This is a genomic window from Rhizobium centroccidentale (genome assembly GCF_030182565.1).
GTDB lineage: Bacteria > Pseudomonadota > Alphaproteobacteria > Rhizobiales > Rhizobiaceae > Rhizobium.
In genome coordinates this window covers 99,770-114,591 of record NZ_JAQJCG010000013.1, presented here as the reverse complement: position 1 = coordinate 114,591, position 14,822 = coordinate 99,770, and the positions used below count along the sequence as shown (strand labels likewise).

At 61.4% G+C, this 14,822-nt stretch carries 15 protein-coding genes; 10 read left to right on the top strand and 5 right to left on the bottom strand.

Annotated elements, in window-relative coordinates:
• Positions 1 to 189 precede the first annotated feature (189 nt).
• Positions 190 to 717, top strand: coding sequence for a gluconokinase (locus PH562_RS18225; protein WP_285174469.1), 528 nt, complete (start codon positions 190 to 192; stop codon positions 715 to 717).
• Positions 718 to 726: 9 nt separating this feature from the next.
• On the opposite strand, the gene PH562_RS18220 is transcribed toward PH562_RS18225, so the two are convergent.
• The 3 genes from PH562_RS18220 to PH562_RS18210 form a co-directional block, all read right to left on the bottom strand.
• Positions 727 to 1,974 carry an NAD(P)/FAD-dependent oxidoreductase gene (locus PH562_RS18220; RefSeq protein ID WP_285174468.1) on the bottom strand — a complete coding sequence of 416 codons (1,248 nt, stop codon included), beginning with the start codon at positions 1,972 to 1,974 and terminating at the stop codon, positions 727 to 729.
• Positions 1,975 to 2,092: 118 nt separating this feature from the next.
• Positions 2,093 to 2,590 carry an isoprenylcysteine carboxyl methyltransferase family protein gene (locus PH562_RS18215; RefSeq protein WP_285174467.1) on the bottom strand — a complete coding sequence of 166 codons (498 nt, stop codon included), beginning with the start codon at positions 2,588 to 2,590 and terminating at the stop codon, positions 2,093 to 2,095.
• Entirely contained in the window at positions 2,590 to 3,642 is a 1,053-nt protein-coding gene (locus PH562_RS18210; RefSeq protein WP_285174466.1) for a type III polyketide synthase, read from the bottom strand. Before PH562_RS18210 ends, PH562_RS18215 begins: the two co-directional genes overlap by 1 nt.
• Positions 3,643 to 3,839: 197 nt before the next feature.
• On the opposite strand from PH562_RS18210, the gene PH562_RS18205 reads away from it, so the two are divergent.
• The 5 genes from PH562_RS18205 (at position 3,840) to PH562_RS18185 (ending at position 8,346) form a co-directional block, all read left to right on the top strand.
• Positions 3,840 to 4,382 carry a tetratricopeptide repeat protein gene (locus PH562_RS18205; protein WP_113232145.1) on the top strand — a complete coding sequence of 181 codons (543 nt, stop codon included), beginning with the start codon at positions 3,840 to 3,842 and terminating at the stop codon, positions 4,380 to 4,382.
• A gap of 62 nt (positions 4,383 to 4,444) precedes the next feature.
• A complete protein-coding gene (locus tag PH562_RS18200; RefSeq protein WP_285174578.1) occupies positions 4,445 to 5,089 on the top strand; it encodes an RNA polymerase sigma factor in 645 nt (214 codons plus the stop codon).
• Positions 5,082 to 5,885, top strand: coding sequence for an anti-sigma factor family protein (locus tag PH562_RS18195; RefSeq protein ID WP_285174465.1), 804 nt, complete (start codon positions 5,082 to 5,084; stop codon positions 5,883 to 5,885). Before PH562_RS18200 ends, PH562_RS18195 begins: the two co-directional genes overlap by 8 nt.
• 146 nt (positions 5,886 to 6,031) lie before the next feature.
• The gene (locus PH562_RS18190; RefSeq protein WP_285174464.1) at positions 6,032 to 7,612 is read left to right on the top strand and encodes a Ppx/GppA phosphatase family protein; all 1,581 of its coding nucleotides are present in this window, start codon (positions 6,032 to 6,034) and stop codon (positions 7,610 to 7,612) included.
• Entirely contained in the window at positions 7,609 to 8,346 is a 738-nt protein-coding gene (locus PH562_RS18185) for an RlmE family RNA methyltransferase (RefSeq protein WP_285174463.1), read from the top strand. The genes PH562_RS18190 and PH562_RS18185 overlap by 4 nt, the downstream gene beginning before the upstream one ends.
• Before the next feature lie 80 nt (positions 8,347 to 8,426).
• Here PH562_RS18185 and PH562_RS18180 read toward each other — a convergent pair whose 3' ends face one another.
• On the bottom strand, positions 8,427 to 9,857 hold the full coding sequence (locus tag PH562_RS18180) for an MFS transporter (RefSeq protein ID WP_285174462.1): 1,431 nt from the start codon (positions 9,855 to 9,857) through the stop codon (positions 8,427 to 8,429).
• Positions 9,858 to 10,202: 345 nt separating this feature from the next.
• Between PH562_RS18180 and PH562_RS18175 the strand changes: the two genes are divergently transcribed.
• Entirely contained in the window at positions 10,203 to 11,075 is an 873-nt protein-coding gene (locus PH562_RS18175; protein ID WP_285174461.1) for an MBL fold metallo-hydrolase, read from the top strand.
• 49 nt (positions 11,076 to 11,124) lie between these two features.
• Here the strand turns inward: PH562_RS18175 and plsY are convergent, their stop codons facing one another.
• Complete coding sequence (gene plsY / locus PH562_RS18170; RefSeq protein ID WP_285174575.1) at positions 11,125 to 11,805, bottom strand: glycerol-3-phosphate 1-O-acyltransferase PlsY; 681 nt, start codon at positions 11,803 to 11,805, stop codon at positions 11,125 to 11,127.
• Positions 11,806 to 12,039: 234 nt separating this feature from the next.
• Between plsY and guaB the strand changes: the two genes are divergently transcribed.
• From guaB to PH562_RS18155, 3 genes are all read left to right on the top strand, one after another.
• A complete protein-coding gene (gene guaB, locus PH562_RS18165; RefSeq protein WP_113232139.1) occupies positions 12,040 to 13,524 on the top strand; it encodes an IMP dehydrogenase in 1,485 nt (494 codons plus the stop codon).
• 3 nt (positions 13,525 to 13,527) lie between these two features.
• The gene (locus tag PH562_RS18160; protein ID WP_285174460.1) at positions 13,528 to 14,118 is read left to right on the top strand and encodes a hypothetical protein; all 591 of its coding nucleotides are present in this window, start codon (positions 13,528 to 13,530) and stop codon (positions 14,116 to 14,118) included.
• 150 nt (positions 14,119 to 14,268) lie between these two features.
• Positions 14,269 to 14,691, top strand: coding sequence for an MAPEG family protein (locus PH562_RS18155; protein WP_285174459.1), 423 nt, complete (start codon positions 14,269 to 14,271; stop codon positions 14,689 to 14,691).
• Positions 14,692 to 14,822: the final 131 nt, after the last annotated feature.

The following is a 14,822-nucleotide window of genomic DNA, read 5'->3' as shown; positions in this document are numbered from 1 at the left end:
AAACGGGGCGAGGGGGCTGATCTTGCCTAGCGCTGCTTGTCCTAGGCGCGGTGACCGATTGGCTTGCTCCGTCGTTCCCTCGCCCCGTTTACGGGGAGAGGGCTAGGGTGAGGGGCCAGGCAATCGGATGCGTCGACGGCAGACCCGCCTGACGATCATTGGCATCCGTCATTCAAGGCAGAAGACAACATGAGTGAAACATCCAAAATCCCGTTTGCCATCATCGTCATGGGTGTGAGCGGCAGCGGTAAATCCTCGATCGGAGAGGGTATCGCGGCCAAGCTCGGCATCCATTTCATCGAAGGCGATGCCCTGCATCCGGCCGCCAACGTCGAGAAGATGAGCAAGGGCATCCCCCTGACGGACGAGGATCGCTGGCCCTGGCTGGAAAAGATCGGCCAGGAAATATCGGCAAGTCTTGCGAAAGGCGAAGGCGTTGCCGTTACCTGCTCGGCGCTGAAGCGCGTCTATCGCGAACGGCTGCGGGCGTCTGCCGGTGGCCACCTCTATTTCATCTATCTCGAAGGCTCGAAAGAGCTGCTGACGAAGCGTATGGGCGAGCGCAAGGGGCATTTCATGCCGACGTCGCTGCTCGAAAGCCAATTGCAGACTTTGGAAGTGCCGACCGGCGAGCCCGGCGTCGTCACGGTCGACATTGACGCCACGATCGAAGAGATCGTCGATGCCTCTGTCAAAAGCTTGAAAGCAATTCTCTAAATCATAAGCTTACGGTGCAAACCGGCCCGGAGCATAAGCCGAAATATCGATAAAGGGCTTTTCGCCGGTAATGAGCTCGGCGAGCACGCGGCCGGTCACGGGCCCGAGCGTCAGCCCGTGATGAGCGTGGCCGAAAGCAAACCATAGGCCGTTGTGCCGTGGCGCCTTGCCGATGATCGGCATCATGTCTGGCGTGCAAGGCCGCGCGCCCATCCAGGGTTCCGGGTCGAGCCGCTCGCCGAGCGGGAAGGTGGTACGCGCGACGGCCTCGGCACGGTCGAGCTGGACCGGTGTCTTGGGAGCATCGCGCAGGGCGAATTCGGCGCCCGTTGTCAGACGAATGCCGCGGCTCATCGGTGCCAGCAGGTAGCCGCGCTCGGCATCCAGCGTCCAGTTGTTGAGGATGGCATTGCCCTCGGCGGCGTAATGCATGTGATAGCCGCGCTTGACCCCGAGCGGAAAGGCATAGCCGAAGCGTTTCGTCACGATATCGGCCCAGGGGCCGAGTGCGACGACGACATCCTCCGCCTCGATCGACCCTTCCGCCGTCACCATTCTCCAGGCCGAGCCGGCCATGCCGAGCGAGACGGCATCCCCGGTCGTCACACGGCCGCCAATGCTTTCGAAATAGCGGCGATAGGTCGCCGTCAGCCCATGCGGGTCGAGCACAGACCAGGGGTCGCGCCAGCGAAGCGCGCCGGAAAAATTGCCTCTGAGATGCGGCTCCATGGTTGTGATCTCCGCGTTGCTCAGTGCGTCGTAGCCGATCCCGAATTCGCGGTTGAGGCGCTCGGCCTCGGCAAACTCGGCGTCGCGCTTCTCGTTCGAACGGAACAGTTCCACCCATCCGTTCTTGCGAATGAGCTCTTCGGCATGCGAGGCTTCGATGAGATCGTTGTGCTCGCTGACGGAATGTTCGATCAGCGGCGCATAGGCGCGCGAAATCATCTCGTGACGCTTGGTGTTGGAGTTCCACCAATAGCGGGCGAGGAAGGCGATCTGCGCCGGCAGGGCGCGCAGATGATAATGCGCGTCGATGCGGTTGTTGAAGGCATAGCGCAGCAGCAGGCCGAACTGTTGCGGAAAGCCGTAGGGCACGACACCTTCGCGCTGGATCAGGCCGGCATTGCCGAAGGATGTTCCCTGGCCTGGTGGCTGGCGGTCGACGAGGACGACTTGCCGCCCCCGCCGCTGCAGATGGATTGCCGTCGAAACGCCGACGATGCCTGCGCCGAGAACGATTGCGTCCTTTGTCATCTTATCCTGCTATCCGCATGCCTATTGCATTGCCGCCCGGTCGTTCCGCATGGCCTGACCGTGCTCTAAGCATCGAAAATGCCTGCCAAATTTGAGCGGCGCAATTGAAAAATGCGGATCAGTTTGCAGTCTGTCGCAGGCCGGTGTTTTCGGCGCGGATTCGGATTGCGAGAATGATGCCGTTGAGCACAGAAAAGATTGCGGCATAAAGCGGCAGCCCGAAAGCAAGCGGCAGCACGGCGATCTCGCCGACGACGACGGCATAGTTGGGATGGCTGAGGAAACGATAGGGACCTTTGGTCACCAGAGCGGCGCCGGGCAATATGATGATGCGCGTCGTCCAGCGTTCCCCAAGCGTCGCCAGCACCCAGAGGCGCGTCGCCTGCAGCACCATGAACAGCACGAACCAGAAGGGATCGACCGGCCGGCCGATGGCTAAGAACCATAATCCGATCAGCCAGGCCGCATGCATCGCCACCATGAAGGGATAGTGCTCCGCTGCATGTTCATGGGCTCCGCGGGCAAGGAGTGCTGCGGTGTTATGCCTTGCATAGATGAGCTCCGCCAGTCGCTGCAGCGTCACGAAGGCCAGAAGCGTGATCGAAGGCCACAGCATCAGGCGACCCTCTTCAAGGTGATGCAGCTTGCCGAAAATCCCGGCCCCATGGCAAGCAGGGCGGAACGTTCCGGCAAGCCAGCCGTGATCGCGCGCTCGAGCACGAACATTACGGTGGGCGAGGACATGTTGCCGTAGTCGCGGATCACCTCGCGTTCGATATCGAGCGAGCCTTCTTCAAGGCCGAGCGCGCTTTCGAGAGCCGCCAGTACCTTGGCGCCGCCGGGATGACAGATGAAGCGGTCGATATCCGAGAGTAATAGCCGGGATCGCTCCAGGATGCCGGCAACGGCGCTCTTGAGATGCGTTTCGGCAAAGATTGGCAGCGATTGTTCGAGGATGATGCCGAAGCCGGTATCGTCGATTTTCCAGCCCATGATGCTGAGGCTGTCGGGGAAAAGATGTTCGCCCGTCGATTCGATCTCTGCAATTCCGCCTTCGCCGGCCCGCAGCACGCAGGCTGCTGCTCCATCGCCAAACAGCGCGGTGGCAATGATGTTGGGCCGTGTCAGTTCGTCGAGCCGAAAGGCAAGGGAGCAGAGTTCGATCGAGATAAAAAGGACAACAGCGCCCGGACGGCTTCGTGCCATCTTCGTCGCGACCGCAAGACCGGATACGCCGGCTGCACAGCCGAGCCCGAAGACCGGCACGCGCTCGATATCGCTGCGAAAACCCATCAAGCCGGCGAGCCGAGCGTCGAGGCTCGGCGTCGTAAGTCCGGTGGATGAGACGGTAACAACGCAGTCCACATGCCGGGCCTCAAGACCGGCGCGTTGCAGCGCTGCAGCCGCCGTCCGGCGGAAAAGCTCCGAGGCCACCTCTGTATAGGCGGCCATGCGATCCTGCCAGCCATGCGGCTCTTTGAACCAGCAAAGCGGCCGCGCCACATGGCGCTTGCGGATGCCGGTGCTTTCGAACACGCGGGCGAGATATTTGAAGTCCTGAAAGCGGTCCGAGAACAGACGGCCAGCCGTCTCGGCAGCGTCGGTCTGGAGAATGATATTGTCGGGCGTTGCGACGGCAAGGCTTAGAAGTTTGACGGTATCGGTCACGAGTTTCTCCTGCGCCCTTGAGGGGCATGTCGGCTGAAACACGTGATAGAGGTGGTCTATTCGATGCCGGAGCAGTCACGAAAGAGTGACGGCGTCTCGACATAGGATATGTCGAAAAAATTCCGGGGTCGTTCGAATAAAATATGCAGACGGTGTGTTCTCCCCTCGCAACGTTCATTTTGCCAAGGAGACATTCCATGACGACCAAAGCATTTCGCCTGGCTTCCATCGCCCTCGGTGCAAGCCTGACCCTCGGCGCTTTCGCCGTTCCCACCTTCGCCGCAGGCGACGATTCCAGTACGACGCCGACCTGCAAGAAGGGCGAGATCTACGATCAGAAGGCGAAGAAGTGCGTCAAGCAGCAGAGCGCCAACGTCACCGACGAAAACCGCGCCGACTACGCCTATTCGCTCGCCAAGAAGGATCATCGCTACGAGGAAGCCCTGGCCGTTCTCGACACGATGAAGAACCCGAACACGGCGGAAGCGCTGAACTATCGCGGCTATGTTACCCGCAAGCTAGGCCGCACGGACGAAGGCATTTCCTATTACCAGAAGTCCGTCGCCATGGATCCGAAGTACACGCTGGTTCGTGAATATCTCGGCGAAGCCTACGTCATCAAGGGCCAGATGGACCTCGCCAAGGACCAGCTGAACACGATCAAGACGCTCTGCGGCAACACGAGCTGTGAGGAATATCGCGATCTCCACGCCGCGATCATGAATCCGTCCAGCTTGTGATCGCAGGTCAGCGCCGGGGATAAAGACGAGAAGCAGGGAGCTTTGCGAGGGATATGGGAGTGATGCCGGTCGCTCGTGGCGCAATTTCTGCTTATAGTCTGACGGCAACGGAGCCGCCAAAAAGATCGGCGGCTCCCGGACATGCGAAAGCGGCGGAGGATGCCATAGCGAGCGAAGAGGATATCAGGGCAGGCCTGTCCCAACATCTGACGCGGCTGTGGCGCTATGGTGTCGTGCTGTCGCGTCAGCGCGACGTGGCCGACGATCTTGTACAGGCGACCTGTGTCAGGGCTCTGGAACGGGCGGCGCAGTTTACCGCCGGCACGAGGCTCGACCGCTGGCTCTTTGCCATCCTGCATTCGATCTGGCTGAACGAGGTCCGATCGCGCCGAGTGCGTATGGGGCAGGGCTTTGTCGATGCCGATGAGACCCTCGTATTTGATGGTGCTCGCGAAACCGAAACGCATGTTCTGGCCGGGCAGGTGTTGCAGCGCGTTCAGGCCCTGCCGGAAGCGCAGCGCACCGCGGTGTTCCTGGCCTATGTCGAAGGGCTTTCTTATCGCGAGGTGGCCGACGTTCTTGATGTGCCGATCGGCACGGTCATGAGCCGGTTGGCGGCGGCGCGGGCGAAACTCGCCGAAGGCATGGGGATAGCGGCGGACGGAAAATCATCCGGAGGTGAGCGACTGGGGAATGGAAATGAGTGAATCGCATAAAGGACAGATGCCCTCGGACGAGCAGCTCACCGCCTTCATCGATGGCGAGCTGAATGCTGCCGAGCGCGAGCGGATCGAACGATTGATCGCCGACGACGAGCAGGTGGCGGAACGATTCGATTTTCTGTCGCGCAGCACCTTGCCCTTCGCAGAGGCATTCCAGCCGATGCTTGATGAGGCACCGGCTGCGAAGCTGGATGCCATGCTTGCCGCCATTCCCTCGTCCAAGGAGGACAAGGTCCGCGCCGCTGGCATCGGCCGCCGCGGTTTCCTGGCCGCAATGGCCGCGAGTTTCGTCGCCGCCATTGCTGTCGACCGTGCAGTGATTGGTATCGGCCGTAAGCGTTCGCAGCCGGACGAGGATGCCGAATGGCGTGCAGTGGTGGCCGAATATCTCTCGCTTTACACGGTGGATACGCTGAGTGCTCCGGCCGGCGATCGCGCGCAGCAGGTTGCGCAATTGAATGAAGTCGGTGCCAAATTGAATCTGTCGCTGGCGCCCGAAGCCGTCGCCATGCCGGGTGTCGAGTTCAAGCGTGCTCAGATCCTGAATTATGACAGCAAGCCGCTGGCTCAGATCGCCTATCTCGATCCGGAAAGCGGTCCCATGGCGCTCTGCATCGTCCGATCCGCCAAGGGTGCGGCGGCGCCGGACATGGAAAATCGCAAGGGCATGAATGTCGTCTATTGGTCGAGCGCCAGCCACGCCTTCATGCTGATCGGGCATGCGCCGATCGACCGGATGGAGCAACTTGCGGCTGATGTCAGGGCGCATCTGATCGCCTGAGGGCTGTTTGGCGCGCGACTAAAATGGCGTGATTCAAAAAGAATTTGGCGAAAACCCATCCTGCTGGTATTCTTTGCCCAACGAAAATCGAACGAGTGCCAGCAGCATACCTTCAGGGACCTTGCGCGGCGCGGTGGAAAAGATACGTGAGTGACCCCGACAGCGGCCTAGCGCCGCAGGCAGACGGGGCGTCGGCAGCAGAGCGCAGGAAGGGTAAATCCTCCCGGCGCGCGAAGCGTAAGCGCGGTCATGGCCGTCCGAACGCTCATTCTGCGGAGGCCGCCCAGGCAGGCAAGTCCAGCCAGGTGGCGCAACGCCCAGCAGAGGATGAGGCTGGCTTACCGGCCAAAAAGCGCAAGCGCCGGCGCCGTGCACGCGCAGCCCAAGGTGGCGCGCAGTCTGCTTCCCAGATACAGCAGCTTTCGGCACCGGCTGAGCATCGTGCCTCGCCGGATCATGGCCATCCGTCTTCGCATAAAAGCGGCAAGAACCGGCGCAAGCATCGCAGCAAGCGTGGCCTGCAGGGCCGGCCTCTGGTGCATGAGAAAGTGGCGCAGATCGTCGCGCCTGCCAATGCACCTTCGAACGCGCATGCGTCAGTGGCCCATGACGAGCATCGCCAGATCAGGCAATCGCCGCCGCGCCGTGAAGGGCAGGGCCAACATCACCACTATGCCGACGCCGATTCCCGGCCACTCGACCTCTATGCGGCCCTCGACCTCGGCACCAACAATTGCCGTCTGCTGATTGCACAGCCGACACGTCCGGGCCAGTTCCGGGTGGTTGATGCCTTTTCGCGCATCGTGCGTCTTGGTGAAGGGCTCGGTGCCAGCGGACGTCTGTCGAGCGAGGCCATGGATCGGGCCGTGGAGGCGCTGCGCATCTGCGCCGCCAAGCTGAAAACGCGTGAAATCCGGCGTATGCGGCTGATCGCGACCGAGGCCTGCCGCGCCGCCGACAATGGGGAAGCGTTTCTGTCTCGCGTGACCGAAGAAACCGGTCTGCAGCTCGAAATCATCGACCGCGAAACCGAGGCGCGGCTTGCCGTGTCGGGCTGCTCGTCGCTCGTGGGGCCGGAGGCGCGCTCTGTCGTTCTGTTCGATATCGGCGGCGGCTCCTCCGAGATTGCCGTCATCCGTATCGGCGAGAACCGATCCAGCCGGCTGGCCAATCACATCACCCATTGGACCTCGCTGCCCGTCGGTGTCGTCACACTCTCCGAGCGGCATGGCGGCCGCGATGTAACGCCTGAACTGTTCGAGACCATGGTCACCGAAGTTCAGCGCATGCTCGAGCGTTTCGATTGCCCGCCGGTGCATGGCGCCGCGCGCGACAGCGGCGATTTCCACCTGATCGGGACTTCGGGCACGGTGACGACGCTTGCCGGCGTCCATCTCGACTTGCCGCGCTACGATCGCCGCAGGGTCGACGGCGTCTGGCTGTCGGATGATGAAGTGAGCGCGATGCAGGCCAAGCTCCTGTCCTGGGATTTTGCCGGCCGCGCCGCCAATCCCTGCATCGGGCCGGATCGCGCCGATCTGGTGCTGGCAGGCTGTGCCATTCTGGAGGCGATCCGCCGCCGTTGGCCGAGCCCGCGCATGCGCGTTGCCGATCGCGGCCTGCGCGAGGGATTGCTGACCGACATGATGGCAGACGATGGCGTTTGGCGGCGGGGTCGCTCGCGCCGGGGTCATCGACCGAGGGATATGAAGGGGCCGCAGACGTGACCAAGCCAACCATCGCCGGCAACCGCACGGGCCGCAAGCTCGGCCAGCGCGTCAAGAAAAAGAAGCTGAAGGCTTCGTCGCGCCAATGGCTGCAGCGCCATATCAACGATCCCTATGTGCAGCGCGCCCAGCTTGAAGGTTACCGCGCCCGCGCCGCCTTCAAGCTGCTGGAGATCGACGAGAAGCATCAGATCCTCAAGGGCGCTCGACGCATCATCGATCTGGGTGCCGCTCCGGGCAGTTGGTCGCAAATCGCCGCCAAAGTGACCGACTCGACCGAGGAGGATATCCGCGTCGCCGCGATCGACTTCCTAGAAATGGCCCCGATTCCAGGCGTCAGCATCCTGCAGCTCGACTTTCTGGAGCCGGATGCGCCGCAGCGGCTGATCGATGCGGTCGGAGGTACGCCCGATCTGGTGCTGTCGGATATGGCCGCGCCGACGACGGGCCATCACCGCACCGACCACCTGCGAACCATGCATCTCTGCGAAGTGGCAGCCCATTTCGCCGTCGAGGTGCTGGCCGAAGGCGGACACTTCCTTGCCAAGACCTTCCAGGGCGGTACGGAGCGCGACCTCTTGACCTTCCTCAAGCAGAATTTCCGTCAGGTCATCCATGTAAAGCCCGGCGCATCCAGAGCCGAGTCGGTGGAAATGTTCCTGCTGGCGAAAGGCTTCAAGGGCCGGAAGCCGGAAGGCGAGACGGAAGAAGAGCAAGCCGCCGCCGAGCGCTAAATTCGGCGACCCTCGATCGCTAAACTGACGAAACCCTCATTGCGCTGCCGTTTGGCTGAAGCGCAATGAGGGCTGGACCGTCACTTTGCGACCGTCTGCTCTACCTGCGGCTGTACCGCTGCGACACGCTTGAGGCCAGCCTTGTGGCCGGAAACCATGGCGCCGGCGCTGCGATCCATTCGGATGAAGGGGATGGTGGCGACCACGGTCAGGATCGAAATGCAGAAGAACGCGATGTGGAAATCGCGGACCTGTAGCTGCGTGCCGCTGAAGAAGGTCGAGGTTTCCAGGATCATGGCGGCGACGGCAACGCCGAGCGCCAGGCTGATTTGCTGCATGACCGAGCTCATCGATGTCGCCTGGCTCGCCTGCTTGTCGGTGATATCGGCAAAGGCGAGCGCATTGATGCCGGTGAAGAAGAACGAGCGCGAGAAGCCGCCGACCAGCAGGATGCCGACGATGATGAGATGCGGCGTCCACGGCTGGAAAAGACCGGTGCAGATCGTCGTGACTGTCGTAACGGCGGCAGCCGAAAGCAACGCCGTCTTGAAGCCGACGGCGGTGAAGACGCGCCGCGCGATGAACTTGGTAGAGATCGCGCCGATCGCGCCGGCAAAGGTGATGAGGCCGGACTGGAACGGATTGAGGCCGAAGCCGAGCTGGAGCATCAGCGGTGTCAGAAAGGGCATGGCGCCGATGCAGATGCGGAACAGCGTGCCGCCCGTCACCGAGGCGCGGAAGGTGGCGTTCTTCAGCAGCGTGAAATCGAGGATCGGCGCCGGATGCCGGCGCGCATGGCCGATATAGAGGAAGCCGCAGACGAAGCCGATAACGGCGGCCGAGATGCCGATATAGGGCGGCAGGGCCGGCAGGCTGATGACGGACATGCCGAAGACGACGCCGGAGGCTGCAAAAGATGTCAGCAGGAAGCCGATGACATCCAGTTTCGGCGGCATGGTTGCTTCCACATCGGGCAGGAAGATCGATGACAGGATGACACCGAGAATGCCGACGGGCACGTTGATCAGGAAGATCCAGTGCCAGGAGGCATAGGTGGTGATGAAGCCGCCGAGCGGCGGGCCGGCAAGCGGGCCGACGAGCGCCGGGATGGAAAGCAGCGCCATGGCTGAAACAAGGTCGCTCTTCTGCGTGGTGCGCACCAGCACGAGGCGCCCGACGGGCGTCATCATCGAGCCGCCGACACCCTGCAGGAAGCGGGCGAAGACGAATTCCAGCAGGCCGCCCGAAAAGGCGCACATGATGGAGCCGATGACGAAGACGCAGATGGCGACGCGGAAAATGTTCTTCGCGCCGAAGCGATCCGCCATCCAGCCGCTGATCGGGATGAAGACGGCGAGCGACACCATGTAGGAGGTCAGGGCCAGCTTCAGCGTGATCGGGCCGACATGGAGGTCGTTGGCGATGGCCGGCAACGCTGTCGCGATGACGGTGGAATCCATCTGTTCCATGAAGAGTGCGACGGCGAGGATCAATGGAACGATGCGATTCATGGGCATCCGCCTTGATAGGTCTGTCTCGGTAAGGCTATCGCTGTTGGCGCGATCAGCCGCTCTGTAGTCCTATGCGAGGTCGCTGCCAATCCTGGATTTCGCTCCATGGACCACAGGGGATCACGTCTTCGTGATTCCGCCACCGCAGGGCATGGAAAGCAGGATCTAACATATGCTAAGAGCATGTAAATGCTGAGCGCATAAAACGTCGGCGGTGTATTAGCGGAATTGGATTGTCTTGTCATGACCAAATTTTCGGTTGTAGACGCGCAACTTCCGGTCCGCTGTCGCCGGCGATGACGATAGGCGCGGCTTACGCTGCGCATCAACATAAGGAGTGAGTTCATGACAGCCGTCCTGCCCCCGGATACGCATCGGTTCAAATTGGGATCCTGCACCGTCACCGTCGTCAAGGACGGCGCCAGCATCATGGGCAATCCCTGGGAGACCTTCGGCTCGAACCAGGCGCCCGACACCGTTCGCAAATTACTGGAGCAGAATTTCCTGCCGACGGAAAAGCTCGTGAACAGCTACGCGCCCGCCATCATCGACACCGGCTCCGACGTGATCGTCGTCGATACCGGCTTTGGTGCAGCCGGACGCGCTCGTGGCCTGGGCCGTTTTCGCGAGGGGCTGAAGGCTGCCGGCTACACGCCGGAGCAGATCACGGTCGTCGCTCTCACGCATTTGCATGGCGATCATATCAACGGGCTGATGGAGGAGGGCGGTCCTGCTTTTCCGAATGCTCGCTATGTCGCAGGCGAAATCGAATACGGGTTCTGGACAGACAAGGCGCGCGAGGGAACGCCGGCCGAGGGCGGCCACAAGGCAGTCCTCGCCAACGTCGTGCCCTTCGCCGAGAAGATGACCTTCCTTAGGGATGGCGATCAGATCGTCCGCGGCATGACCGCGATGCTGGCACCAGGTCACACACCCGGCCATCTCGTTTTCCACCTGGAATCCGACGGCAGGCAGCTCGTCATGACCGGCGACACCGCCAACCATTATGTCCTGTCGCTCGGCCGTCCGGACTGGGACGTGCGTTTCGATCTGGACAAGCCGCAGGCGGCCAAAACCCGCCGCCGCATCTTCGACATGATCGCCGCCGACCGCATCCCCTTCCTCGGCTTCCACATGCCTTTCCCCGCCGTCGGTTTCGTCGAAAAGCAGCCGGAAGGTTTTCGCTATGTTCCGAAGAGCTACCAGTTCGATCTGTGAGCCAATTGGGGGCGTCGGCATCGCACATGCCAAACGTGCGATGCCGGCTTCAATTCTGGGCCGCTGCGCTCTGCCCAAGGCGAGGCTCTGTCCCCGCCAGCAGCCGCTGAATGTTGGTGCGATGGCGTATTATGACGTAAACACCGCCCACAATGACCAGCAATCGATAGGGCAACGGCTGCTCCAGGCTGCAGATAAGGGCAATCGCCGTCAATGCGGCCAGGATCGATCCCAGGGAAACAATCCGGAACACTGCCAGCAAAATCCCAAACATCGTCACCGCGCCCAAGCCGACCGGCCAGGTTATCGCCAGCAATAGGCCCAATCCAGTTGCGACGGACTTGCCGCCTCGAAAATTCAACCAGATCGGACGGCTATGCCCCAGCAGTGCGGCGAGCCCGGCCAAGCAAACCGCCCAAGGCACCAAGACCTGTTGATTGTTCGGGTCAAGCGCCGTCGGCGAAGCGACCGGTGTGAGTGTGTCGAGCCAAGGATAGAGCCAACGGGCAAAGAGGATCGCCCCTGCGCCTTTCAGTACATCGACCAGGAGCACCACCAAAGCGGGCCATTTTCCGAGGATGCGTAATACATTAGTTGCACCGGTGGACTTGGAGCCATGCTCGCGAAGATCGATGCCCTTGAGCAGTTTTCCCGCCAGATAGCCCGTGGGAATGGAGCCGAGCAGATAAGCGATCGCCAATCCAATGATGTTCGCTATCCAGAACGTCATAGGTGCCACCTTGTCTGAATCCTCAATAGTCATTTGCATGAAATTATCACAGCGTAGAGGTTGGATCCCTTACTGAAACCAAGGCTTAGCATAGCTGCCCATCGCTTTTTGCTATTCCCTTCCTGTCATAGACGTGTTACCAGCCCTCGCCAACTTCCAAGCAACACTTGCAAGATCGCCCGGTAGACGATTCGTTCCGGGCTTTCCTGTTTTTCACAGACGAAGGAATTGGCCATGGCACGCATTATTGAAACGCCAACCGGGTTGGATGCTCTGACATTCGATGACGTGCTCCTGCAGCCGGGACACTCCGAGGTCATGCCCGGCCAGACGAATGTCGCCACCCGCATCGCCCAGGATATCGATCTCAACCTGCCGATTATTTCAGCGGCGATGGATACGGTGACCGAAAGCCGTTTGGCGATTGCCATGGCCCAGGCCGGCGGTATCGGCGTTATCCACCGCAACCTGACGCCGGTGCAGCAGGCCGAAGAAGTCCGTCAGGTCAAGAAGTTCGAAAGCGGCATGGTGGTCAATCCGGTCACCATCGGTCCGGACGCTACGCTTGCCGAGGCGCTCGCCTTGATGAAGGCGCACGGCATTTCCGGCATTCCGGTCGTCGAGAAATCGCATCGCCTCGTCGGCATCCTCACCAATCGTGACGTGCGCTTCGCGTCTGACCCCTCGCAAAAGATCTACGAACTGATGACCCGCGAGAATCTCGTCACGGTCAAGGATGGCGTGCAGCAGCAGGAAGCCAAGCGCCTGCTCCACACGCATCGTATCGAAAAGCTGCTCGTCGTCGACGGCGATAGCCGTCTGGTCGGCCTGATCACTGTTAAGGACATCGAGAAGTCGCAGCTTAACCCGAACGCTTCCAAGGATGCGCAGGGCCGCCTGCGCGCCGCCGCGGCCATCAATGTCGGCGACGATGGTTTCGAGCGCGCCGAACGCCTGATCGAGGCTGGCGTCGACCTTCTGGTCGTCGACACCGCCCACGGCCATTCGCAACGTGTTCTCGATGCCGTCACCCGCGTCAAGAAGCTGTCCAACTCCGTCCGTATCATGGCCGGCAATGTTGCCACCTATGACGGCACGCGGGCGCTGATCGATGCCGGCGCCGATGCAGTCAAGGTCGGTATCGGCCCCGGCTCCATCTGCACGACCCGTATCGTCGCCGGCGTCGGCGTGCCGCAGCTTGCCGCTATCATGTCGGCTGTCGAAGCGGCGCGGGAACAGAATATTCCTGTCATCGCCGATGGCGGCATCAAATTCTCCGGCGATCTTGCCAAGGCGATCGCCGCCGGAGCATCGGCTGTCATGATCGGCTCGCTGCTTGCCGGCACGGACGAAAGCCCCGGCGAAGTCTTTCTTTACCAAGGCCGGTCCTTCAAGGCCTATCGCGGCATGGGCTCCGTCGGCGCCATGGCGCGGGGCTCGGCGGACCGCTACTTCCAGGCCGAGGTCCGTGACACGCTGAAGCTCGTGCCGGAAGGCATTGAAGGCCAGGTTCCTTATAAGGGGCCTGTCTCCGGCGTGCTGCATCAGCTCGCAGGCGGTCTCAAGGCAGCCATGGGCTATGTCGGCGGTGCCGATCTCAAGGATTTCCAGGAGCGCGCCACCTTCGTGCGCATCTCCGGCGCGGGCCTGCGCGAAAGCCATGCCCATGACGTCACGATCACCCGCGAAAGCCCGAACTATCCTGGCGCAGGCGGCTGATCGATGGCAGATCGCGCTTCGGACAGTGCCAGGTCCTTACAGGGTCTGGCGGCGATCCTTGCGGCTCTTTCCCTGGCACTTTTTGCCTGGATTCAGGCCGGCTTCGTCCGGGCGTTCAGTGATGCAGCAGCCGGTCAGTCGATGCTCGATGCGCGGATCGGCGGCTATGAGCGCGACGACGTGATCGCCATGATCCGTTACCTCAAGGATCACCCCGATCCGGCGACCATCCTGCATTCGATGTATCTCGGGCCTGAGCTGATCTTCCCGCTGGTGCTGGGCGGGTTGCTGTTTTGCCTAATGCGGCTGGTCGGCCCCGGCGGCTTTTTCTTCGGCCGGCAGATCCCACCTGGCGCGACCGCAGTCATCTTCTGCCTGCCGATCTTCTATACGCTCGTCGACTATGCCGAGAATATCGCCGGCCTGATGCTCTATCCGCCCGCAATGCCATCCGATGCCACGATATCGCTGCTGGCAGGCCTGCTGCCGATCATCGTGCGGCTGAAATTCCTGACACTGGTTGTGACGGTTATTCTACTGGCCCGCTTCGCGATTTTTCGCTACCTGTCGCCAGACGGCACGCGGCCGTCCTGATTGACTACAGCGCCGCGCGTCATACGTGACGCGCAAAGGTCGCTGTAGCATTTTAGATCTACTGTATAGCTTTGTCCTTAAATCGGAATCGATTTAAGGACAAAGCTATACAGTGGTTCGGCTTTCGGAAGTTCCAAAGGAGTTGGCGGCGTGACCGGCTATGAAATGTTTTGGCCCATGGTGGCGCATGCGATACTGGTCTTCATCCTCTATGCGCTCCTCGGATGGCGCCGCCGCGTGTTGGTGAAGGCCGGCCGCATCCAGCCAGCGCAATTCCGCGAAAACCATACAGCCGACGAACCGGCGGAAAGCCTGGTGGTGCGAAACAGCCTCGCCAATCAGTTCGAGCTTCCCTTGCTTTTCTACGTCGGCTGTATCGTCCTCTACACCGCTCAGGCGGATAATCTGCCGGCCGTAATCCTCGCCTGGATTTTCGTCGCCACGCGCTACGCGCATGCCTTCGTGCATGTGACCAGCAATAATCTGCGCTATCGCAGCCCGCTCTTCACTCTCGGCTTTGCAGCCCTGGTCTGTATGTGGGGCTGGCTTGGCATTTGGCTCGTCTTCTCCTGAGGCTGCCCGCATTGCCGCAAGCCGCAACCTGCGGTAACGCTTTTGTGTTTTTCCTTTACCGTTACGGCGACATCGGTTGACCTATCTTGTCAGCGGGTGGCCGGTCGTTTGTTGCCTGCTGCCGGGGAAAC